The organism is Bacteroides sp. D2 (assembly GCF_025147085.1).
Classification (GTDB): domain Bacteria; phylum Bacteroidota; class Bacteroidia; order Bacteroidales; family Bacteroidaceae; genus Bacteroides.
This window is the reverse complement of the sequence record NZ_CP102261.1, coordinates 1,757,072-1,781,433: the sequence shown is the minus strand read 5'-3', so window position 1 is coordinate 1,781,433 and position 24,362 is coordinate 1,757,072. Positions and strand designations below refer to the sequence as shown.

Annotated in this window: 12 protein-coding genes; 2 read left to right on the top strand and 10 right to left on the bottom strand. The window is 43.8% G+C overall.

Annotated features, from left to right (window positions below; translation table 11 throughout):
• From NQ505_RS06050 to NQ505_RS06030, 5 genes are all read right to left on the bottom strand, one after another.
• On the bottom strand, nucleotides 1–1,629 hold the full coding sequence (locus tag NQ505_RS06050) for a RagB/SusD family nutrient uptake outer membrane protein (protein ID WP_009001154.1): 1,629 nt from the start codon (nucleotides 1,627–1,629) through the stop codon (nucleotides 1–3).
• Between the two features lie 23 nt (nucleotides 1,630–1,652).
• Nucleotides 1,653–4,826, bottom strand: a complete 3,174-nt coding sequence (locus NQ505_RS06045) for a SusC/RagA family TonB-linked outer membrane protein (RefSeq protein ID WP_009001155.1) — start codon at nucleotides 4,824–4,826, stop codon at nucleotides 1,653–1,655.
• Nucleotides 4,827–4,851: 25 nt separating this feature from the next.
• On the bottom strand, nucleotides 4,852–6,360 hold the full coding sequence (locus NQ505_RS06040) for a cellulase family glycosylhydrolase (protein WP_009001156.1): 1,509 nt from the start codon (nucleotides 6,358–6,360) through the stop codon (nucleotides 4,852–4,854).
• A gap of 187 nt (nucleotides 6,361–6,547) precedes the next feature.
• A complete protein-coding gene (locus NQ505_RS06035; RefSeq protein ID WP_009001157.1) occupies nucleotides 6,548–8,113 on the bottom strand; it encodes a glycoside hydrolase family 43 protein in 1,566 nt (521 codons plus the stop codon).
• A 168-nt stretch (nucleotides 8,114–8,281) separates the two neighbouring features.
• Nucleotides 8,282–9,874, bottom strand: coding sequence for a glycoside hydrolase family 43 protein (locus NQ505_RS06030; RefSeq protein ID WP_009001158.1), 1,593 nt, complete (start codon nucleotides 9,872–9,874; stop codon nucleotides 8,282–8,284).
• A 199-nt stretch (nucleotides 9,875–10,073) separates the two neighbouring features.
• On the opposite strand from NQ505_RS06030, the gene NQ505_RS06025 reads away from it, so the two are divergent.
• Complete coding sequence (locus NQ505_RS06025; protein ID WP_009001160.1) at nucleotides 10,074–12,431, top strand: glycoside hydrolase family 3 protein; 2,358 nt, start codon at nucleotides 10,074–10,076, stop codon at nucleotides 12,429–12,431.
• A gap of 184 nt (nucleotides 12,432–12,615) precedes the next feature.
• On the opposite strand, the gene NQ505_RS06020 is transcribed toward NQ505_RS06025, so the two are convergent.
• Nucleotides 12,616–12,960 carry a hypothetical protein gene (locus NQ505_RS06020; protein ID WP_009001161.1) on the bottom strand — a complete coding sequence of 115 codons (345 nt, stop codon included), beginning with the start codon at nucleotides 12,958–12,960 and terminating at the stop codon, nucleotides 12,616–12,618.
• A gap of 764 nt (nucleotides 12,961–13,724) precedes the next feature.
• On the opposite strand from NQ505_RS06020, the gene NQ505_RS06015 reads away from it, so the two are divergent.
• Nucleotides 13,725–14,387, top strand: a complete 663-nt coding sequence (locus NQ505_RS06015; RefSeq protein WP_009001162.1) for an HU family DNA-binding protein — start codon at nucleotides 13,725–13,727, stop codon at nucleotides 14,385–14,387.
• 104 nt (nucleotides 14,388–14,491) lie between these two features.
• Here NQ505_RS06015 and NQ505_RS06010 read toward each other — a convergent pair whose 3' ends face one another.
• The 4 genes from NQ505_RS06010 to NQ505_RS05995 form a co-directional block, all read right to left on the bottom strand.
• Nucleotides 14,492–16,834 carry a hypothetical protein gene (locus NQ505_RS06010; RefSeq protein ID WP_009001163.1) on the bottom strand — a complete coding sequence of 781 codons (2,343 nt, stop codon included), beginning with the start codon at nucleotides 16,832–16,834 and terminating at the stop codon, nucleotides 14,492–14,494.
• Between the two features lie 93 nt (nucleotides 16,835–16,927).
• A complete protein-coding gene (locus NQ505_RS06005; protein WP_259827811.1) occupies nucleotides 16,928–18,895 on the bottom strand; it encodes a hypothetical protein in 1,968 nt (655 codons plus the stop codon).
• 19 nt (nucleotides 18,896–18,914) lie between these two features.
• A complete protein-coding gene (locus NQ505_RS06000; protein WP_009001165.1) occupies nucleotides 18,915–20,183 on the bottom strand; it encodes a DUF4861 domain-containing protein in 1,269 nt (422 codons plus the stop codon).
• 60 nt (nucleotides 20,184–20,243) lie between these two features.
• Nucleotides 20,244–24,353 carry a hypothetical protein gene (locus NQ505_RS05995; RefSeq protein WP_009001166.1) on the bottom strand — a complete coding sequence of 1,370 codons (4,110 nt, stop codon included), beginning with the start codon at nucleotides 24,351–24,353 and terminating at the stop codon, nucleotides 20,244–20,246.
• Between the last annotated feature and the right edge of the window lie 9 nt (nucleotides 24,354–24,362).

Genomic DNA, 24,362 nt, shown 5'->3' with positions numbered 1-24,362 from the left:
TTATTCGTTAAACGTATAAGGAACCGGTGGTTCATTCAGCAATGGATTCTGGATTACATCAGACTCCGGATAAGGTAAGAAGATATCCTCTGCTTCAATGTTGATAGTAAACTCCGGAGCCGTATAATTTTCAGGACCTTCAAGGAAGGTAGTTCCGTCCGTATCATATTTCCCGAAATGCAACTTTCCATCCTCATCCTTGATAATAGCATCTGCCCGGTATCCCCGCCACTGATTATTAAAGTAGTTGAGCATCTTGTCCGGCAAATAGCGGAACCAAGTCACCATATCATACCAGTTTGAATACTCCATGCCAAACTCAACACGCCGTTCGCGGATAATATCGTCCAGTGTAATGGAAGATTTCTTGTTAACCTTTGCACGCTCGCGTACCAGATTGAAAAAGTAGAGTCCGCGTCCGTCACTCAACACAGAGTTGTTACCCAAACAAGCCTCCGCATATGTCAGGTAGACATCTGCCAAACGCAAGATATAGGTATTAAGCGGTGAGTTCATTTGTTTTACTTTGCCATCATTATCATCATCCGGTCCTCCCGGAACACCTTTTTTGATAGGAGAAGCAGTGCCCTTATAAGTATAGCCTCCGTCCTTCATGGCAATGTAAGAATAATAAGAACCTTTAGTAAAGAAGGTAGCGTTCCGGCGCAACGTATCTGCCAGCTCGTACTGCTGCAACATATCAATACTTCCATTATAGCTGCTCCAGCAATTGACACCACCCGTCACTTCGGTAGAGAATGCCAAATCGGACAGCAGTGTATTACATTCGTACCACTCACCCAATGGCACCCACTGCATGGCGAGTAGGGATTCCTGATTGTTATTATTCTTATACTTGAATAGATCTTCGTAGTTTGTCATCAGACCCAGCCCGCTATTCTCGCAAACATCACCGGCGTATTGGCGGGCAAGTTCCAAATCATCTTCATTGCGTGTACCACCGTTGTTCCATCCCGAACGTGCCAGATAAACCTTTGCCAATATTCCTTTTGCTGCCCACGACGTAGCTCGTCCTTTATCGCTCTGTTCCGGCAGATGAGTAACGGCATAGTTCAGGTCGTTGATAATAAACTGGAACACATCCTCTTCCCGATTGAGTGGACGAACGGGATTGTCAACCAATTTCTGATTGTCTTCTATGAGAATCACCGGCCCCCAAATACGCAACATATAGAAATATGCACATGCACGCATCAGCCGGGCTTCAGCAATTGCTTTTGTCTTGGCCGCTTCGCTCACACTACCCTGTGTCTGTGTCTCTACCGCATTGATTACAGAGTTAGCCATCGTTACTACCGAGTAAAATCCGCTCCATGCACCCGATAGATTTTCGTCTAATGCTGTCACTTGGAAAGTAACAAACTGCGGATAGTTCCACGGGCTGTACATATCATTGGCACGCCCGCTACCGATAGGAACTATGGAACGTTGATTGTAATCAAACCATGCCCGATTGTAAAGTGGAGCAGTGGCTGCTTCCAACGCTTCATCGGAAGTATAGAACGTAGCGTCTACATAGCTTCCCTCTGGTGCTCTGTCCAGAAAACTGTCACTACATGCTACAAGCAGCAGTGCGGTAGTTGCTATTGCTAATAATTTCCTTTTCATAAATGTTCTCGTTATTTGTCTGGTTAGAAACTAAGGTTAAGTCCGAAAGTATAAATCCGTTGTGAAGGATAACGGGCATTATCGATACCACGCGTCAACACGTCATAATTGTAAGCACCCACTTCCGGATCATATCCTTTGTACTTTGTAAAGGTGAATGCATTCTGGATATTCATATACACCCGCAGATTATCAATATTGAGCTTACTTATCCACTTTTTAGGGAAAGTATAACCTAACGAAATATTCTTGATACGAAGATATGAACCGTCTTCCACAAAGCGGCTGCTCATACGGTTGTTATCATTGGCATTGGCAGCAGTGATGCGCTGCACTTGTGCAGAACCGGCATTCGAAACATAGACATTGGAAAGTGTCGCCGGCTGTGACGGATCAATCAGTTCCACACGGGCAATATTAACAGCCTCTTTCAGCATGCCACTGTTATTCATCGGATTGGTAAATTCTTTACGCAACATATTCACCACTTTATTACCGTATACACCATTGATGAAAACATTCAGATCAAAGCCTTTATAAGAAAAAGAGTTATTAAAACCGTAAGAGAACTTTGGTTCGGGATTACCTAAATAGGTACGGTCTTTCTCATCAATAACACCATTGTCGTCAATATCCTCATAAATATAATCCCCTACCCATATCTCACTTTCAGAGATGTTTTTTCCTTTTGGAATGGCCACTTTCGCACGCTCGCCATTTTTATCGAGGATATAATTGCCATAAGAATCCCGTTTGTAAAAGTCATCTTCTTTTGCAAACATACCTATCACGTTATATCCGTAGAACTGTCCTATCGGCTGTCCTACTTCCGAGTAAGTGTAAGTTTCACTATTGATAGTACCGGAAAGTCCTGCTGTTTCCGTATAAAGTTTTGTAATCTCATTCCTGTTGAATGAAATAGTCAGTCCTGATCTCCACATGAAATCTTTTTTATTGATATTAACCGTATTCAACGTGAATTCCAAACCTTTATTGGTCATGGCACCCGCATTTACCCACGGTGAAGAAATAACACCGTTAACGTAAGAGGGAAGCGATGCTTTCATCAACAGATTATCAGTATTCTTGTAATATCCATCGATAATCAGCTCAACCCGGTTACCAAAAAGATTAATGTCTAGTCCGGCATTCCATGCTTCAGTCTCTTCCCATTTCAAGTTTTCGTTTCCATAGTTCTCCGCATAATATCCGCTTCCCCAAATAGTTGCCACCGTTCTCATCTTTACGCCATAAGCATAGTTGTCTGCCGCTTGATTACCAACCAATCCCCAGCCAAGACGCAGCTTCAAATTATCCAACCAAGAGACGTTCTTCAAGAATTTCTCATTTTTCAACTTCCAAGCAAGAGCTGCCGATGGAAATATACCCCAACGGTTTTTCGGAGCAAACGTGGAAGAGCCGTCACCACGTACGGTAAGTGTTAACAAATAACGGTCATCAAATCCGTAATTAACACGACCGAAGTAAGATTCGATAGCAGAAGAACCTTTGGAACTACTGTTCTTTGCTGTGAGTGAACTACCTGCATCCAGTTCGTGAACAGAGTTGAGGAAATAGTCGCTCCGAGTACCGGAAAGTGACTCCCAATTATTCTCCTGCGCTTCATGTCCCGCCATGGCAGTAATTTGGTGTCGACCAAAAGTATTAGTATAAGTCAGATAAGTCTTTAACGTCCAGTTACTACCGTTACTGGCACTACGGCTACCCAATGACTCTTGGGTATAAAGACCATAGTCATAAGACGGTGTATACTTGTAACTGTTGTTATAATAGTAATTACCTGCATATTCTGCCCGAAAGACCAAGCCTTTGTAGAGCGTAATATCAGCAAAGAAGTCTACATAGAGTTGCAGCCCCTTGTCATAATTCTCACGCATCAATGCTTCCGCTACCGGATTCGTAAAATAAGTACCGTACATGTTTTCCGACTGCATTCCCCACGAGCCGTCAGGATTTTTCGCCGGCACTTCGGGTAACTGTTGTATTGCTGTGCGGATAATATTACCATTGTCAATCGTATTGTTCTGTTGTGTCTTGGCAATAGAGGCACGCAATCCGGTAGAGAGCCAGTTCGTTATCTTATTATCCATATTGACACGGGCAGAAAAACGTTCAAAACTAGAACCGATCCCAATACCATCCTGGCTTAAATAACCACCCGAAAGCGAATAAGTAGTCCCTTCATTTCCTCCGGAGATATTAATCTGATGATTGTGCATGGAGGCATTGCGGAAAATTTCATCCTGCCAGTTCGTTCCCTCTCCCAATAAATTGGGATCTTTAAACTCCTCACGATCTCCAAAGCCCAGCACTTGAGCGCGCAGATTCTGATATTCCGCATATTCGCGTAGATTTAAAACATCCAACTTCTTAGGCAACTGTTGTAGACCATAATATCCTTCGTAGGAAACTTTCGTTTTACCAGCTTTCCCCTGATTAGTGGTAATAAGTACCACACCATTAGAGGCTCTCGAACCATAAATAGCTGTGGCCGAAGCATCTTTCAAAATTTCCATGGAAACGATATCCGATGGATTAATAGAAGACAATACACTGGAGTTACCGTCTGTATTACCAGAAATCGCTACACCATCAATCACATATAGAGGTTCGTTACCATTCAGAGAGTTGATACCACGAATACTCACAGAGATACCTCCACCCGGAGCTCCCGAATTTTGTGTAACGGAAACACCCGCTGCACGTCCCTGCAAAGCTTGGTCTAACGAAGTAACAACAGACTTTTTCAGTTCGTCTCCAGTCACGGAAACAACCGAACCCGTAAGGTCGCTTCGTTTCATGGTTCCATAGCCGACAACTACCACCTCATCCAACGTTTTAGTGTCTTCTTTCAAGACTACGTTAATGACAGGTTTTGTTGCCACCACTTGCTGTTCCATGAAACCGATGTAAGAGAATACCAGCGTCTGTCCGGTAGATACATTCAGCGTATACTTACCGTTCAGGTCTGTAATTGTCCCTGTCGTCGTTCCTTTCACTTGTACGCTTACCCCAATCAACGGTTCTCCGTCAGTTGCAGAAGTTACTATTCCGGACACCTTTAAGTCCTGTGAAGGGGCAGCCTTCAATATCGTTATCGGCAACCAAAGTAATATTGCCAATGCAAGACAGTACCAATGTACAAATGTACATTTTCCAAGAAAGTGTTTATTCATTGTACCTTATTTAAATGGTTAATATTCAATTTAATCCTTCCATAATAGCTGCTATAGACGCTGCATTATGCGGTTGTCCGGTAGTGCGGTCGAACAGCTTTTCGGTATAGCCGGCATCCCAGTACAAGGGAACGAGTTTATTTTTCACGCAGGTCTTTACTACATATTCGATATAGTCATTACGTGATTTCAAATGGTTTTCCAATGCCTCTCCGGTCAACTGATCTCTTAACGTCGGTCCATATTCACCGATGATTACAGGCACATTATCATTAATAAATACATTCAGCGAACCTAATGTAGCTTCTATATCCGCTTCCTGTCCGGTAGAAGACACATCTCCACCTGCAAACGCAGCTCCCCATTGACTCTTGAAATCTTCATCATTAGGCATGATCGTGAAATCATAAGGATCGTAGTAATGACATTCCAGGAAAATACGGTTTTGAACAATATCGAGCGGCATTGTGAAATGCGCCACTGCTTTCGCTACATCCGTATTGTATGCCTGCACAATCAGATGACGGTAGTGGTTACGTCCTCCGGTAGCTCTAACCGTATTGACGAATACCTGATTGAAACCATTCTGCACTCTGTAATTCTCCTCTGTAGGTTGTGCACCGTCAGCATCATCATTATTGACCTCATTGGTTCCGGCAAAAAGCAAACGGTCGTCATAATCCCTGAATTTTAAGGCAATCTGTTTCCACATCGCTTCCAGTCTTTCATCCAAAGCCTCTTTATTGGCATCCACCGGATGATTCAGCCAACCACCTTCCCAATGAATATTGATAATAACATAAAGACCAGCATCAAGCGCAGCTTTCACCGCAGTCTCTACTTTATCCATCCATGCACTCTTAATCTTATACGTTGATGCATCTTCAAACTGATGAGAATAAGCAACAGGCATACGTACAACATCAAAGCCTGCTGCCTTGATTCCCTCGAAAAGAGCCTTATTCGGTGTAGGATTTCCCCAACACGTCTCATCACCGGAAAGACTTCCGTCTTCCCCCACAATCACCGCTTCGAATGTATTACCTATATTTACTCCGGCTTTCATCAATGCCGACAGTTGCATAGAAGTCAAATCACGCATTCCTGTATTATCAGGATCAATATATTCATCGTATGGAGGCACGCTATACATAGACTGTTTGACATTGATAATAATATCAGGAGCACCACTAGCCGAAACAGTGACGGTAGCCGTCCTGTCTTTCTGCGTATCATTCGCCTCTACTGTGATATTTACATATTGTTTCCCTTCCCCGATTGCGTGGGAACTTTTACACCAACTTTCCGAAGTGCTGATATGCCATTCGGACGGACCGTTGATCTGAATAGTCTGCCTGCTTCCACGAGCATCAAATTCCAGATTGCGATATTCCTGTGCCACTTCCAGACTTCCTCCTTTTTCATCGCTATTGCTACATGATATAAAAGAGGTAGTCAGCAACACCAGCATAAATATGACTCGTTTAATACCCAATGGACCAAATAATCCATCACTAAATGACTGTTTTTCCATATTCTTCTATACTATTAGATTAAATTTAAAACCGTTAACCCCGTCTTATCAAAACATATTTGTTTTCTACACTGCAAAATTATGTATTCGACATGTAACTTCGCTTCTGTAATGTTATTCATATAGGGAGCGTTTTGGAAACGATGGGGTGAATTTGTTTTATAAAGGGGATTCATTTGTTTTCTTCCTATTCCCCTTTATACTTAAAGCACTCAAAATCAGCGTACATCTTTGATTCTTTAGAAGCTGATACAGCATAAAGTCCCAAGACGACTCCGGTAAACCCACCTGCTGTTTCAGTGCTTAGATAACGAGTATTCATCTTACCCAAATCATGATATATTCCATTCACTTTATAACCGAAATAATAGTAATTGATATCCGACTTCACCACCAGTTCCACTTCACCACTAGTTGGCAAGGAAACCTCTTTGGCATAATGAGTAATCTCTCCCAGTTTATACCGCAAACCAACAGAACGTTTCTGATCCTTATCCTGACGGACAAATAAATCATAGTGAGAATGAAACTCCATAAAAACGGAAAGTCCCGCTTCATCATTTACTCCCGCTTTCTGCAAGACTACCGGAGCGGATGCTTCCATATCAAAGTGTTCCTGTCGCAAGGCGACAAAGGTAGGACTTTTCCAGTCACTTAGCGTAACTGGAGTTGCTATCAAACGAAGTTTGCCATCTTTGGTAAAAGTATAATTCTTTGCTTCCGGATTTTGCAAATGAATCCATTCGGGAGAAAGTTTTCCTTCTTTAAAGTCTATCTGTTCCGGTCTGCCTTTCATTTCCTGTTGAGGCAGAGTGGTTACATCCATCTCCAAAGAAATAGTTCCGTTGGCATTGACCACAGGCCAGGCATCCTTATCCCAACGCACCGGAGCCAGATACGTTTCACGTCCCAATGTATGATGAGTTCCCGGCATAATTCTGTATGCCAGGCACACCATCCACCAAGAACCATCGGTGCCTTCCACCAGATCAGCATGCCCTGTTCCCTGAATCGGACTGGATTGTCCCGACTCATTGGCATGGGTCAGAATAGGATTTGCCGGATTTCCCTGATAAGGACCGTCTATGTAACGACTGCGGGCAATGGTTACTTTATGTCCCAATTCTGTACCGCCCTCTGAAATCAGCAGATAGTACCAGCCGTCTTTCTTATAAATGTGTGGACCTTCGGCATATCTGCCCCCGGTACCGTTCCATATTCGTTTGGAAGAAGAAAGCTGCTTGCCTGTCATGGGGTCAATCTCACACAGGTTGATGTATCCATCCGGATTACTGACCATAAAACATTTGCCATCTTCAAAATAAAGCGAAGGATCGATGCCTCCTTGTTCGAGCCAGACAGGTTCCGACCATTCACTACGGGGATCAGTAGTATGTACCAGGAAATTCCCCTTACCGGAAACGTTAGTCGTAATCATGTAAAACACTCCATCATTGTAACGAATGGTAGGAGCAAAAATACCGCTTCCCGAATTGGCATTAGTCAGATCAAGCTGGGACGGACGAGTCAGACAGTTTCCTATCTGCTCCCAATGCACAAGGTCTTTGCTATGAAACAAAGGCACTCCGGGGAAATATTGAAAGCTGCTGTTGACTAAATAATAATCATCCCCTGCCTTGCAAACACTCGGATCGGGATGGAAACCGGGAATTACAGGATTACTGTAACCTTGAGCCGATGATTTGCATACAGAACAAAGCGAGATGAAAATAAGGAATAAAGCGTTTCGCATATCATATAATTTAAGAGTTAAACATCTTTTGCCAGCCGACGATACAAAAGTAGATGTTTTTCCCCAAGGAGACATGGTATTTCGTTCACACCCGGTCTGCTAAATGTTTTACCCATACGCACAGAATGTTTCCCTTTTGCGTATGATTTGTTTTCAACCCTCTTCAGCTTAGTCCAAGCAGCGAAAATCGAACCAGTCAAAGTCGGCAGGATTTGTATTTGCCTGCCCATTACCGGAAGCATACATACCTATAAATACACCGGTAAATCCACCTACCACTTCATTAGAGACATCACGCGTGGAAGCCATCCCTAACACTTCAACAGCGTGACCGGCTTTCACCTCAAACGTATATGCCGTCTTGGTAGCAGTGATGGATAAAATTACATCTCCGGTGGCAGGAAGTTCTTTATAGATTGTATCAACAACCTTATCTTTCAAAGTCTTACGAAGCATGGCGGTCCGCTGACCATTCCTCTTTGTTATCAGCAAATCATAATGATTCTTATCATCCGCTCTTACTACCAGTCCCGCCTCTTCATTTTCCACTTTCGGAATAAAGTTGACTTTTGCAGATGCAGTCAGATTGAAAGCAGCCTGCCGGCGGCCGATAAAAGAAGGAGAATCATTCGTTGTGAAGTTGATTGCTGTTCCTTTCAGACGCAGCGAGCCCGGCTTCTCCGTCAATGACCAGAACGAATGAGCAGGATTACGGATAAAAGTCCAGTCCAACCCCAGCGTTTCCGCATCGAAATCATCACGAACCGGTTGTTTCGCCCAAACATGTGACGGCAGGTTAGGGAAGGGATATGTTTCCTGTACGACGCCATCTTTACCCACTTTAGGCCAACCGTCGGCATCCCACGTCACAGGTGCCAGGAAAGTTTCACGTCCCAAATGCTGGAACTTGCCATCCACAGGTCTTATTCCCAGACAAACTGCCCACCAGCTTCCGTCTTTCAGTTGGACAAGATCCGCATGCCCTATTGCCTGGAAAGGATGTCCGGGGCAATTCATATTCGAAAGAACCGGATTCACAGGACTGGGTTCATAAGGTCCCCAAGGGGATTTGCTCCGTTGTATGACTTCCCGGTGCTCATAACCCGTTCCTCCTTCGGCAGACATGATATAATAGAATTCACCCATTTTATAGAAGTGAGGTCCCTCCGGTGAAGAACCTCCCAGACCGGCAGCCACTTTCCGCAAGGGTTCGACAAACTTCCCGGTTTCCGGGTCCATTACTCCCAAAAGGAAGCTGCCTTGATTATCCGGACTCAAAAAGTACATCTTTCCGTCAATAAACTCAATAGACGGGTCTACATACCAGTTCCCCGCCCATACCGGATCAGACCAGGGACCCGCAGGATTCTTGGCCGTCACATAGAATACTCCTTGCGAACCTTTCCCGCCATAATTCGTGCCAATCACATAGAATGTACCCTCATGATAGCGCAACGTCGGAGCATACTGTCCACCGGTGGAGGCACTGCATCCCATCAACGGATTATTTTCCGGACGGGACAGGGCATGCCCGATCAGTTTCCAATGAACAAGGTCTTTACTATGATAAACCGGTAGACCGGGAAAATACTCAAAGGTAGACGTAACCAAATAAAAATCATCTCCCACCCTGCAAATACTCGGATCGGGATTCATTCCTGTAATAATAGGATTCCTGAATGTCTCCTGTGCGATAGAGACATTATTAGCCATCCATAATCCGATTAAGATTAATAAAAGTCTGCAACTGTTCTTCATCATTCTTATTTTTAAAGTTTGTACTGATGGCAAAGTTCACCATAATCCGGCAAAAACAAGGTGTGTTATGTTTCGAGCAAGAGAATAGAATGTATCTTATTGGGGCATCATATGTATTCAATTGCATTTCGCCCTTTCGAGTGACTGCAAATCTTTCTACATTTGTGGTAGATTTTAAGTCTCACTCTAAAAATATCAACTCATGAAAAGCATTAAGAAAATGGTATTAGTATCAGCCTTTGCCGGTACCTGCCTTACAACTCACGCGCAGGCTAACCCTCCCGCCATCCCAGCCGATCCGGCTATTGAAGCTAACATCCGGCAATGGCTTCAGAGAATGACCCTCGAACAGAAGATCGGTCAGATGTGTGAAATCACCATTGATGTGGTGTCTGACCTTGAAACCAGCCGTGAGAAAGGATTCTGTCTAAGCGAGGCGATGCTCGACACGGTTATCGGTAAATATAAGGTAGGCTCACTACTGAATGTCCCTCTGGGAGTAGCACAGAAGAAGGAGAAGTGGGCGGAAGCCATCAAGCAGATACAGGAGAAATCAATGAAAGAAATCGGTATCCCGTGCATCTATGGAGTAGACCAGATTCATGGGACGACCTACACGCTGGACGGAACAATGTTTCCGCAAGGTATCAACATGGGAGCCACTTTCAACCGGGAACTGACAAGGAAAAGTGCCGAAATATCTGCCTATGAAACCAAAGCAGGGTGCATCCCCTGGACGTTTGCCCCGGTTGTCGATTTAGGTCGTGACCCGCGCTGGGCACGTATGTGGGAAAACTATGGAGAAGATTGTTATGTAAATGCAGAAATGGGCGTGTCGGCCGTAAAGGGATTTCAAGGAGAAGACCCGAACCGCATCGGAGCATACCATGTAGCTGCCTGTATGAAGCACTATATGGGTTACGGTGTACCCGTTTCCGGGAAAGACCGTACTCCTTCTTCCATCTCACGCAGCGATATGCGTGAAAAACACTTCGCTCCTTTCCTGGCTGCCGTGCGTCATGGTGCATTGAGCGTGATGGTGAATTCTGGCGTTGACAACGGCCTGCCTTTTCATGCCAACCGTGAATTACTGACCGAATGGCTGAAAGAAGACTTGAACTGGGACGGTCTGATTGTAACAGACTGGGCGGACATAAACAATCTCTGCACACGGGATCATATTGCTGCCACCAAGAAAGAAGCCATCAAGATTGCCATCAATGCCGGAATCGACATGTCAATGGTTCCTTATGAAGTGAGTTTCTGCGATTATCTGAAAGAGTTGGTTGAAGAAGGAGAGGTATCTATGGAACGCATCGACGATGCAGTAGCCCGTGTGTTGCGTTTGAAATATCGTCTGGGATTATTCGACAATCCGTATTGGGACATTAAGAAGTATGACAAGTTCGGTTCTAAGGAATTTGCGGCCGTTGCCCTCCAGGCTGCCGAAGAATCGGAAGTGTTATTGAAGAATGACGCACATACCCTGCCGATAGCGAAAGGCAAAAAGATTCTGCTGACCGGGCCGAACGCAAACTCCATGCGTTGCCTGAATGGCGGATGGTCGTATAGCTGGCAGGGACACGTTGCCGATGATTACACGCAGGCATATCATACAATCTACGAGGCTTTGTGTGAGAAATACGGAAAAGAGAATATTATCTACGAACCGGGAGTCACCTATGCTCCTTACAAAAACGATAACTGGTGGGAAGAAAACAAACCGGAAATTGAAAAACCGGTAGCAGCGGCAGCACAGGCAGATATTATCATCGCCTGCATTGGCGAAAACTCTTATTGCGAAACTCCCGGCAACCTGACGGATCTTACCTTATCGGAAAATCAGCGCAATCTGGTAAAAGCTCTGGCCGCTACGGGTAAACCTATCGTTTTGGTTCTGAACCAGGGACGTCCGCGTATTATCAATGACATAGAGCCTTTGGCAAAAGCTGTCGTCAACATCATGCTGCCAAGCAATTACGGTGGCGATGCACTTGCTAACTTATTGGCCGGTGATGCCAACTTCAGTGGAAAAATACCGTTTACTTATCCCCGCCTAATCAACGCTTTGGCGACTTATGACTACAAGCCTTGTGAAAATATGGGGCAAATGGGAGGTAACTACAATTATGATTCGGTGATGGATATTCAATGGCCGTTCGGCTTCGGATTAAGCTATACCAATTATAAATATAATAACCTAAAAGTAAACAAACCGACTTTCAATGCCGATGATGAGCTGATATTCACGATTGATGTAACCAATACGGGCAAAGTTGCCGGAAAAGAAAGTGTGTTGTTATTCTCTAAAGACTTGGTGGCAAGCAGTACACCGGACAATATCCGTCTGCGGAACTTTGAAAAGATCTCTCTGAAACCGGGAGAAACAAAGACTGTTACGTTGAAGCTAAAAGGAAGCGATTTGGCATTTGTCGGGTATGACGGTAAGTGGAGACTGGAAAAAGGAGATTTCAAGATCAAATGCGGTGACCAATGGATTGATATTGTATGCGATCAGACGAAAGTATGGAATACTCCGAATAAAAATACTCTTCATTAATAAGCTTCTTCTCATATACAAAAAATCACTTTTCTCTATCACCTATCACCGACGGCAATCAAATACCTTATTCATCGAGGTTCCCGGCGGTGATAGGTTGTTTTTCAACCTGTCACCACATCTGTCACCTATCACCGCAAAAAGCACTACTTTCATCACATTTTTGCAAAGACAACCTGAATAGCTATGACTTAGAGAGCCATTTCTTTCTTTTCTTCACAGGAACCATCACCAATTTAGTATGCAGTTCTTTGATTTCACATAAATCGAACCTTTCCTGTATATACACATACATGATGACCAAATGGATAAGTTCTTTATTCGGACATGAGAATTCATCTTTTGACAGCCCGTCTATCACTATATTCAATAAACAGAGAGAACACTGCAATTCAGCTTTTGACAATTGGTCTACGCTTTCAATATTTGCAAAGCTAGGCCAGTTTTCTTTCATAAAACTAAGCTTGTCGACGGAGCGTTCTAAATCGTGCTTCATCAGGCAGGAACAGGAACAAGTAAAGTCACTCATAACTATCATTTTTTAATTATGTGTTCCCGTTTGCCAATAAAAAAGGCGCGGAAACTATTACTGTACTATCCCGTGAGAGGCTCTGGTGGGCCGTACCCGAATAATAAGCAATAGCTCCACGCCCGTTGAGGTATATAACAAATATATATACAACATGGACGTGGAGACTGGTCACTTATTATCTATGGGTGCTAAATTTACCAGATTTCTCACAATAGATAATAAAAACACTATCTCCAATTCAAAACAAATGTATCTTCTCTCTGAAGACACGCCACAAATATAACTATATTTTTCAGACAATGCCACTGTTATCACAGTAAAATAGTTTAATTCTCCCTTGCCCTATATCCATCAAATAGAACAAGGCATATAAATACCTACAACAAGTAGGAATACTTTGTTTTTCTCCCTGATATAGTTTATCTTTGCTACCGATATAGTTCATTCTTCATGGCCGTGGCGAATTCCTACCACGGCCGTGAAAAGATACTACCACAGCCATGACGAGATCTCTCCACGGCCGTGGGAAACTAATGATAAAGGCACCGGAAGATAACTATCCCTATGCCTTAGTCCAAGAATAAAGGCAGGATAACTTATAAAAGCCGCTTGATAGCAAACAAACAACAGCTATATAACACCCTCCCCCCTAAGTCCGAAGATGATCGATTAGCTTCGCAACAAAAAAAACAATGTCCTTATAGGCTTACAACGATAAATTTAAAATACGTAGTAATGTATAAGGCGAAAACAAATTAATAATGGCAATACAATTTGAATTGTACAAGACTCCCCGTCCCAAGGATGAGGAAGACAAAGAAACGTACCACGCACGTGTAGTCAACTTCCAACACATTGACACAGACTATCTGGCAAAAGAAATCCAGATAGCCACTTCTCTAACTGAAGGGGATGTAAAGTCAGTTCTCGAATCTCTAAGTCATTTTATGGGGGATCGTCTTCGGGAAGGACAAAGCGTCCATCTGGATGGCATCGGTTATTTCCAGATAAAGCTGAATAGTCAAGAGCCTATCACTTCGCCCAAACTAAAAGCGAATCAGATAAAACTCAAAGCCAACATCAGCTTTAAAGCGGATGCCAAACTGAAAAGGTCAGTCAGTGTTGTTCATGTGGAGCGAAGTAAACTGAAACCCCATTCGGCTGTCCTTTCAAATGACGAAATAGACAAATTGCTGACAAACTACTTCAAGAGCAACCCTGTATTAACCCGTCGCGACTTTCAAGGATTGTGCGGCTTTACCCCTACCACTGCCGCACGGCAAATCAAACGGCTGAAAGAGGAGGAGAAGAAGTTGAAGAATATCAATACTTATTATAATCCGATTTATGTGCCGATGCCGGGATATTACGGTAAGGCGGAAATAAACACGAATCAAGAATACAATATAGAAAAGGAAAATTAAAAGGAGCGAGCATTCAGTTGTTGCAAATTTTGCAACAACTGAATGCTCTTACTATTTCTACCTAACTGATCCAGAAATTGCACAAATTGGTTATTATCCCCGTTTCATTCATTCCTTTCCACTTTCCAATTTCCTTCCTTTGTTATTTCAATCTTCAAATTATTCTTATTGGCAAGAGTAATCCAAACATTACTTTGATGAGTAGCATCCGTTTGAGCAGAAATAGCTTTCACTATGTCTTCAGCTTTCCATAAAGCAGTGTGAGGAACAATAATAGTTACGAACGTAACAGCAGAACCGGGGATTACCTTTTGTTTGGCAAAAGTTGTAACAGGCTTGACTGTATACTCCTGTTGTTGCGCCCCAAAATGACGCTCCTTCTGTTCCTCAAAGTAAACTAATAGTTGATTTGTTTCAATATCTTTCCCCGAACGATCTTTCCACTTTTTATTCTCTCCTGTGGAATTGAACCAATTCTTACCGCTTTTATCCAACGAATAAAGTTGCCATAAACTGCCGGCGGTATAACCTTCAGTTCCTGCCCCAGGCAATAAATGATCCTGTATAACAAGTACTCCTTCTTTTGTGAGCACCATATTCCGTTGTAGGACAGACCCATCCACACATTGGTCATCCAACACAATTCGTCCATAAGAATCTCCCTCCCTCGTTTCTGCCATAGCTTCTCTTACTGTGTTCGGATTAAACAATGTTCCTACTTTCTCGTGAATATATTCCTCACCCGGAAGAGAAACCTTATTATAGGCGCGTATCATAAAATCTAATACCGATTTCTTTGCTCCGCTTTTTGCCATATGCTTCCAATCACAACCAATATACCGATAATCATTCAGACTAAAATCTGCGGCTACATCTAGATTCACAAAACAGACATTCTTGTCCGGAAGGACAACTTTCACAGCTTTTCCTTCTTTACCCAAGTCAACCAAGGTCACGTTTTTACTCCAATTCTCTAACGTGCTACAATCATGCAACAACCTGTTTCCTACCTTTCCAATCAACCGGACATTCTTAATATAAATCTCTTCACCCGGCTCTCCCTGAAAGCGGAATGTCATCTTTCTCATCCCACGCATTGCTGCATCGCCGGAAATCTCTGTGGACTGGCTGAAATCAACACAATCTGTAAACCAAACGTTAGTGAGCAACCGACTGCCCTTCTCATCAAACGGGAATCCATTCCCGCTCTCTTTCATTAAAACAACAGTGTTGCCATGACGCACATCAGTAGCATGCCTCTGTACACCATGAAACAGAGGGTTATCATCCACCTCAAAGTAATTAATCGTACCACGCAGGTTTGGATGCTGATGAGTGCCGGATGCATACAGGTCGCTCATTATAAACGGAGTTCCCGCTTCAGAAGAGGCCCGCAATAGCAGCTGGTCCGGTATATCCGTTTTTCCCCTCCGGTTTGTACGGGTGGTAACCAGAGAAGTACGAACAGGAGAGTCTGATTTTTCAAAAAAGGTAGGCAACAAGGCTACCTCTGCAAGAGCAGCCCAATCACAGGCCTGCCGAAGATTCCATCCCGGTTTGAAGTACTTAATATCTAAATTAGGATATCCGATAGTAAATAGCTTCCAAGCAGCTTTTCGAAAAGAAGCATCACCGGTCAGACGTGCCATCTTTTCAAATACCAATATCCAGTTGTTATAGGCAAAGAAATAATCATCTCCATATTCGGGCATATAGCCACTGGGAGCTTGTTGGTCACGATAGCGTTCGAACCACCGTCTTATTTCCGGAGTCTTCAACAACGCCACTTTATCACTCTCAACGGCAATATTGATGAGGTCATTCAAATGAATGGAAGCATAGAGAGTCGCGGTTTCATCTACGTCTTTATTACGATACCAAAAGTGCCACATCTTATCAATATACTCTCTCCAATGGGAAACGCCCGGAGCATCGGGGAACAAATTACACATCCGTACAAACCCCAATGCACGTTCCTGTCCCTGATTATTATCAATTACAAAATCAGGATCAAAGTGAAGATCGGCAAAACGAATCATCACTTCATCAGCTCCCATTGGCAGACGGTCATTGTCCTGCAATATTTCATAGGCCAGCGCCAGGTTCTGCAATGCAAAGAAATCATCCTTGCCGTGCATCAGTTTCTCATTTTTCTTCCATTCACGAATGACATTCCCAAACACCTGCTCTGACATATCCAGGTAACGCTTTTCGTGCGTTGCCTTATAGAAAACAGCAGATGCCGACATCAGATTAGTCACCCAACGGACATTTTTAGCCCTTATTTCTTTTATGATCCGTTCCTCACTATATTTCTGCGTCAGTAAATCAAAAGCTGCAGAAGCTTTAGGGAGGAAATCCGCCCGACATAACTCCTGTGCATAAACATTACATACCAGCAATAATCCGATAAGCAGAAAACAAGATTTCAGTTTCATAACCTTCATAGCCGATCTATTAATTATTCACGAATTTATAAGCTCTCCATTCCGAAAGACCGCACACTGCAAAGATGCCCGTGCAGCAGAGAATAGATAAAACTATTCTAACTGTAAGGTTTCTGTTCCTGTTTCCGTATGGAATTGCACACTGTTACTACCCGCCTTTTGTTGCATATAATCACTTTTGGATATGTATTCAGTATTTAAATCCACAGCATTGCCGTTGACCTTATATTGTCCGTTATATGACATTTCCGGTGAAAAGAAAGTCAGCTCCAATACATCCCCTTGAATGTTGGTATAAGATATGGACGGGGTATCACTCGTTTCATAGTCAGCAGAAAGCTGAAGTTTTACTTTTGCAGCAATGTCACCGGCAAACTTCTCCAATTCAGCATCCATATCCCCTTGAGCATCTTTGTATCGTTCAGTAATCTCTGTTGTTTCCAACACCCAGGAGCCTCTACGGCGGTTAACGTCTTTAAGCGTCAGTATATGGTGATCTTTGATACCATACTTATTATCTTGCAAGCCGAAATCCCAGTCTTCAGGAGTAGCAAAGGCAAACATCATCGAACCGGTATGGCATAACACCCACCGCATACCATTAATTTCTCTAATCATTTTCGTTTTAATCCCCTTACGAGTGAAAGGCACATACATCTGGTAGAACTTAGGCTGGTCCATATAATCCTCCGCCACATTATACACCCCGATAGCGCTTCTTTCGTACCCTAACACCCTGTGATAAGGATTTTCCCCATATCCCGGTTTATTTGATACCGTCTGATAGCTTTGCGGACGTTCGGGATTATCATGACACACACTGAATACGGAAGCTTCAGGCAGGTCGGACTGCCACACTAAATGCAGATTTTTAGTTTCCTTAAAGGCATAAGTATACTGGAAACCTTTCAACTTATTAGGGAAAGCCTCTATCGTTTGTGTGGATAAACCATAGCTTTTACTTTGATACGTATATCTGCTACAGAAATGATCGTCGTTTATACGCAAAGCCTCAAAATGATAGGGGTATTGCTTACCGGCATTGAGCGACTGAAAGTAAGGAAGAGGTTTGACATTACGCTGGTAAGCCATCCAGAAATTGAAACAGGCAAAATTATCTTTACCGGCATCCAAACGAATCTTACGCTCATTCTGTCCTCCGTAAAACAGCCAGGCCAACTGTCCAATCTGCACATCTACACTCAAATTTCCGGTACATAAATTCGCCCAGCCTTTACAACGGGAAGGATTGGCACAATAAAGTCCCTGATTCCAAGGTAACAGCAGCTGTGCCACCATGTGTTGGTAAGTCGTCGCAGCGGTTTTTCGAATTTCTTCATCCCTGCTAAATTCTGCAAGCATCCTCACATACTGAAGATTTATTCCCAAATAAGTAAAAGCGTCGGCTTCAGGGCAGTTGTCTGTGAAGAAAGATTTCAAGGTTTTCAGTATTCTGCCATGCAAATAGCTTTTTAGCTGGGAAGAAGTTTGCCCGTCCGCATCCACAAAATCAGACCATTCTTCAGCACAAAGGAAACCACTTGCCTGACGCATCATCCGCATATTCAGCGTGCCCTTATCAGTTGCATACTTTCCTGATTTCATGAAATCCTTTATCTTCTTCTGCAACTGCTCCGACATCCGGGTCTTAGTAAGCATATATCCATGCATGGTGGCATGCACAAAGAACTCTAAATCAGAATCTGAATGATAAATCTCATCGATATGTTCCAACTGATATTGATAGATTTCAATCAGTTTGGCCGTTGCTTCTGCCGTTTCATAATTACTCCACAGTCTGGCATAATAGAACGGAGCCAGATACTTGATACTGTAACCTTTACCCGGAGACACCCGGAGCATGCAGTCGATAAGCGACTTTCCCCTTTCTTCATAAGTACCCCCCCGCATAAAAGGGCCAGTTTCTTCTACCTGCCCTTCCTCCGGAGTTGAAGGCAAAGGCTGATTACTGTTTTCTCTGGCATCGCTATCATTACAAGCCGAAGTGCAGAAGAACAACAACAGAGAGAGAACTATATATTGAAAAACTTTCGGTTTCATCTATTCCTTTATTATCAGGTTAATTAATACTTATACTAACAGGATGATTTAAATAATCGACATACGTATCGACCAGACGAATAAATTCCTCACGTTTAGAGAGATCATCCACTCCAAGTTCCCAACCGGCATACACCTGATAACGATATCCATTATTACCCGGTTTCAGTTTGGCACACCATGTTTTAAGAATCCCGTTTCCTTCATCGGGTGCATGGAATGTTTCCACTAATTGATCCTTAGGGATTAGCAATGCCATACCCAATTCGTAATCCTTATTCACCGTCTGTTTATCATGTGTAATCATGGAAACCCATTTCCCTTCATACTGCTTCTCTACACATTCCTTCGTATTATTATTGGCAACAAGTCCTGTTACCAATACCGCATTCTCAGGAAGCGGCGAAGTACGTATTTCTTCCTCATATCCGTTTTTACCTGCCCAGATAGTGACCGTTTCATGAACATCGACTTTTGTTCCCAACACATCCCATCTCGTGAAATCCAACCGAAAGACGGAACGTACAGGTCCTTCTGCTATCACCTCAAAATGAGAAGAATCAATGATGTCCACCGTATCTTTTTGCTCCACTCCCATCCGCAACAGCGTATCCTGCAACTGGATAGCGATTCCTCCCAGTCCGAAAGAATTCGCCACACTTAAAATATCACATCCCCATTCTCTCAACACCTGATAGGTATTGTCAGGATATCCATCCGTACGGAGACCTACCGTATCAAGCACCATTTCAGAAACTCTCTTACCAAATAAATCGCGGCAGTTCCTACCGTCAAAATAATGGCGGAACCCCACTTTGTCATTCTCCCATGCCGGTCCATCCATCTGATAAGGATAATTGACCGAACGGGGCAGATTCTGCTTTCCATGTGTATCGGAGGACAGTTCTTCCACCCGTCCCGGAGAAGTCATCTTCCCGTAGCGGATATTCGTACGTCGTTCAAAAACCGGATAATCGGTAGCCGATATCCAGTCCAGCGACAGCTCTACCGTTTCATGACCGCCCAAGGTATATACAAAAGCCAGTTCATCCCATAAACCATCCTGGTCCATATCGTCCACTTGACAAGGGATATATGTTCCATCCGCTTTCTTCACCACAGGAAGCAATTCTTCTCCAACTGCCCTCAACTCCGTACGCGAAAGTCTGAAACTTTCGTCCACACGCTCTTCATTTATAGGATTCTTCAACACAATAGAGGTAGCGGGTTTCTCCTTGCAAGAAGAAAGAACGAACACCAACGCCCATAAAAAATATATTATTCTCATTTTATTTCTGTTATTTTAGACCCTAACGGGCATTTTAACCGGACATAAACCGGCACGTTATTAATCAGGATAATACTTCTCCGGCGACATATTCGCAGGCATATATGGAGGCATCCAGAAAGCTGATTGACGTTTGAACTTCAATGTAACAGCCGGATACCAATTCTTCCACGAAGCGGGATCTGTATTTTCAACAGGCGACAAGGCTCCTTCACCATTTCCGTTGACAGAGGCCACTGCATATTCATACACCTTCAAACCGTGCCTGTCCTGCAAGCGGTTATCCAATGAACCGGGCATTGCAAATGCCTTACAAACTCCTGCTGCTGTCTTATCAACAAAACTATTTGCTTTGCCTTCATATATCAGACGGAACTCCTGTTCCCCCTTTATTCTCCGGTACAAACGATACTTCTGTACTCCGAGCACTTTTCCCCATGATATTTCCACCCGGTTATCATCCAGTTTCATCCAGATTCCTTCCGGATAATGAGGAGCCTCACCGGTAACATAAACCGGATATTCCCTGGCGGATGAAGCAGCTCTTTTACCATTCATAGCAACAGCACGGATATGTATTTTATCTTTATATCCATCTTTAGACAACTGATAAGGAGAATGAGTAGTTGTCGTCACTGTTTCCCAACGTTTTCCACCATCCATAGAAACTTCCAGCCGGACGCTCTTCAACCGGTTCGGATTTTGCCAGTAAATCCGGAAATGATTCTTCTCATATTCCACATCTGTGATTTCAGCAGGCAACGGCATTGCTTTTCCGGCTGTGTATTCCAAACTATGTTGTCCCACCGGAAGGGTTAGCACTGTCTGACCGGCTTTCACACGGACAGGTTGAACCACTCCATCTATATAGAAAGTCCCCTTGGCCGTCACTCCGGTAAGAGTGACCTTTGTTACTTTCAAAGCCTTAAACGTACCGGATAAAGTTCCGTCAACGGCACGAGTTAAAGCAATCGCTGCCTCATCCCCGGCTTCCATCGACAGAGCTAACCCATCTGCAGCAATCTCAGTACCTCGAATCAAAGCCAACTGCAGACTGCCATCTTTCATCCGTCGAATGACTCCTGCTTTGCCTTCAAAATCTTCCTGTTCCGTACGATATTCCAACGTTTTTCCTGCACGAAATACCAAATCCTCACTTTGGGGAGCACGAATACCAATGACTCCTTCAGGATAAGCCCCTTCCTTTGCCGGAATAAAATCAGCCACTTCTTCAGTTCCCAATAAAGGAATATTCTTCAATTTTCCACGCAACGGAACCACTTCTCCCTTCTTATGCGAAACCAACGTAAGCAGCGAACCAAACGCATCCCGATAGAAGCCTCTGGAAGTAGCAGTTTCTGCCACAGTCCAATGGTCATCACGTGCTTTTTTAGATAGGAAAGTAATTTGAGGGTATTCAAATCCTTTCCCAGTGAACCAGGAAAAACGATGTGCCGCTCTCCAATTAGTTCCTGTTTCATCAAAAATCAAATAGTAGTCCGTACCTACCAGCAAAATGCTACGCGACTGATATTCAGGCCAACTATATAAATCTTTTCCGGTGGCAGGCAGTAACTCCGCAAACTGTGCGACACCCAAGTCATACAGGGGAGCAGTCAACTCATTCATGCCGATGGTACGGAATTCCCCATTCTTCATGACACCGAAGTTAGTGACACCATCCAGATTATTGGTGATGTGATCTCCGGCATTCTCATTCTCATGCCCTGTAAAAATCTGTCCCTGCGCATAAAAGTAAATACCGCCGGAATTTCCCTGTGCCTGATTTCCCCAACGATAATTGGGTCCCTTGTCCACCTGCTCCAGATGGATGGATAATTCTTCCGGCGTATCAACTCCCGCACGAAGCACAATACCGTGTCCCACGTATTTACAGCTTTTCAGATGAGGATTTGTACCCCGGTTATCTACTGTATGGATTCGCTTATACACTTCAGACCAGTCAGAGTCTTTCGGTTTATGCTCCAACTCTTTGCCAAATGTTCCTGCCCAGAATATATTCTCTGCCACTATCGGATCATAATTAAACAACCATTCACCCAATTCGAACAATGAACTGGGACGATCTACGGTTGTTCCCCCACCATGCGCACCATGAGCGGGATATTGACGGGTAAAAGATTTTTCATCCAAGGCATCTCCCGGCTTCCATCCTTCCGGATAACCCGGCTGTGCCCCTTCTACATTTCTATAGTTATACACGGGAGCAGTCAGCATATCAACCAACCATTTTCCCCTCTCTGCCATATACGGACTGGCAAAACGGTTTTTCCCGTCATATAATTCACCTGCAATGTTGGAATGCCCTGTCGGACGAAGATAAGCCCAATTATAAACGCCCAGGCTTTCTACCCAACGTCCGCCTTTACCTTCGAAAGTCTTTACTTCGGGACGTGTATAAAACACTCCGTATATCTCCAGACATTTCTCGAAGAAGTCCCCCCATTCTTTTGCCATCGGATGCTCCGGAAACAAATAGGCTGTCTGCATCGGGACACACCAACCATCAGCGGCCATATTAGCCGTACCTGCCAACGAATTCCGGATGGCATTCATCTCTTCAAGCATATTCACGTAACCTCCGAGAATAAACAAGGCGTTCACTGTTTTCCGTTGCTTTTCTGTCAAACTCCGGGCATGAAACAAGTATCCTTCTACCAACTTGGAATATACCGGACGATGTTCTATCGAATGAATCCCCGGATAAAAATTCAGTCCCATCGGATAATAAGCAAAAGCGGACGAAATCATATTCTGATAGAAACTCTCCGCTGTCTGTCCGGTATGATCCTTTGTAAACAGGTTCTCCGGCTGTTTTTTGTCATTAGCATATTCAAGTTCCCAGTCTTTTATCCTATCCAGGCTTAAAGAAGCGTATTGCTGATGAAGCATCTGTGTATACCGATACAACAAAAACTCTGATTTATGCGCGCCTCCAGCTTTGGCTATCTCATCGATACGTTTATTAAAACCGGCCACTGCTTTCCGTCCCTGTTCTTCGGAGAAAAAGGCGATTGCCGTAGAGCGGCTTCCATCGACAAGCGGATATTTAAAGTATAGTTTGTTATCATCATACCGGAAATAAATACTCAAATCAGGAGTAGGCTGCCAGATACCATACTGCCGGTCATCCCACTTTTGATGATCGTAAACAAAGACGCCCAATTCATCCGCATTCTTTCCCTCTTCCCAAAAAGACATGACAGGAGGCTGTTCCCTGACCGAATTTCCACCAAACGGGGAAATGCGGAAGATCATCTCTTTAGAAGGGTCTTCGATCCATCCCATTCCTGTCCAGTGCGGGTCTTCCTGAGAATAGCTGGTATGTACAGGCGTATCAATACCTATCCATTGTGAAGCCTTGTCGAACACGCGGTCCCATTGTGTACCGAAGCGTTTGACCGGAGCAAAATTGTCCCAACACATATCCAGATATACCCGGTCTTCTTTTGATAATCCGTTCATCTCTTCTTCCAATATGACAAACGGATATCCTTGTACCACCTTTATCCATGCAGTATACGTAGCGTTTCCTGCCAGATAGTACTTCATCTGATATTTCACAAACAGTTCACCGACCTCCACCGGAAGCGTTTCAATCCGTTCTACATTCTTACGGTGGGCATACAACCTATTATTCCCTATCTTCCGGTCGCCTTTCTGCACAGACAACACCGGAGCCGGAGCTTTTCCGGCTTTTACAGACTGTGATGCGGGAATGTACACAGTCATATCTTTATTACCTATTGAAAACTGTCCATCTTCTGATACCACTGCTAAAGGGTTGTCGACAGTAACCGGCTTCCGCCCGGTTGCGACCAGTTCATACGCATATTTCCCTCCCTGTGGCAATGCGGCAAAGAAACTGACTCTGGCGCGTTGCAAGAATCCGTTTTTTACCACTTTCTCCGATAACTGAAAAGGAACAGGTACGCCTTGGCTCTTATCCGTTAACGATAGCATTTCTTCTTTTACTCCTCCATCAAATACCACTACATAACTTATCAATGTACGTGGCCAGTTATATGTAGCAAGGTCAATCACATCCTGTTTTTCGAACAAGACTGGTTGCCCGGCGACCATACGGACCTGTGCCTGTATGCACGAAGCAACTATTATCAGGAAAAAGAATATGATACGTGTTTTCATGGATTTTTT

Excerpts from the sequence above, each read along its gene's own strand:
- NQ505_RS06050 (WP_009001154.1), bottom strand. The coding sequence starts at position 1,629 with ATGAAAAGGAAATTATTAGCAATAGCAACTACCGCACTGCTGCTTGTA.
- NQ505_RS06045 (WP_009001155.1), bottom strand. The coding sequence starts at position 4,826 with ATGAATAAACACTTTCTTGGAAAATGTACATTTGTACATTGGTACTGT.
- NQ505_RS06040 (WP_009001156.1), bottom strand. The coding sequence starts at position 6,360 with ATGGAAAAACAGTCATTTAGTGATGGATTATTTGGTCCATTGGGTATT.
- NQ505_RS06035 (WP_009001157.1), bottom strand. The coding sequence starts at position 8,113 with ATGCGAAACGCTTTATTCCTTATTTTCATCTCGCTTTGTTCTGTATGC.
- NQ505_RS06030 (WP_009001158.1), bottom strand. The coding sequence starts at position 9,874 with ATGATGAAGAACAGTTGCAGACTTTTATTAATCTTAATCGGATTATGG.
- NQ505_RS06025 (WP_009001160.1), top strand. The coding sequence starts at position 10,074 with ATGAAAAGCATTAAGAAAATGGTATTAGTATCAGCCTTTGCCGGTACC.
- NQ505_RS06020 (WP_009001161.1), bottom strand. The coding sequence starts at position 12,960 with ATGAGTGACTTTACTTGTTCCTGTTCCTGCCTGATGAAGCACGATTTA.
- NQ505_RS06015 (WP_009001162.1), top strand. The coding sequence starts at position 13,725 with ATGGCAATACAATTTGAATTGTACAAGACTCCCCGTCCCAAGGATGAG.
- NQ505_RS06010 (WP_009001163.1), bottom strand. The coding sequence starts at position 16,834 with ATGAAGGTTATGAAACTGAAATCTTGTTTTCTGCTTATCGGATTATTG.
- NQ505_RS06005 (WP_259827811.1), bottom strand. The coding sequence starts at position 18,895 with ATGAAACCGAAAGTTTTTCAATATATAGTTCTCTCTCTGTTGTTGTTC.
- NQ505_RS06000 (WP_009001165.1), bottom strand. The coding sequence starts at position 20,183 with ATGAGAATAATATATTTTTTATGGGCGTTGGTGTTCGTTCTTTCTTCT.
- NQ505_RS05995 (WP_009001166.1), bottom strand. The coding sequence starts at position 24,353 with ATGAAAACACGTATCATATTCTTTTTCCTGATAATAGTTGCTTCGTGC.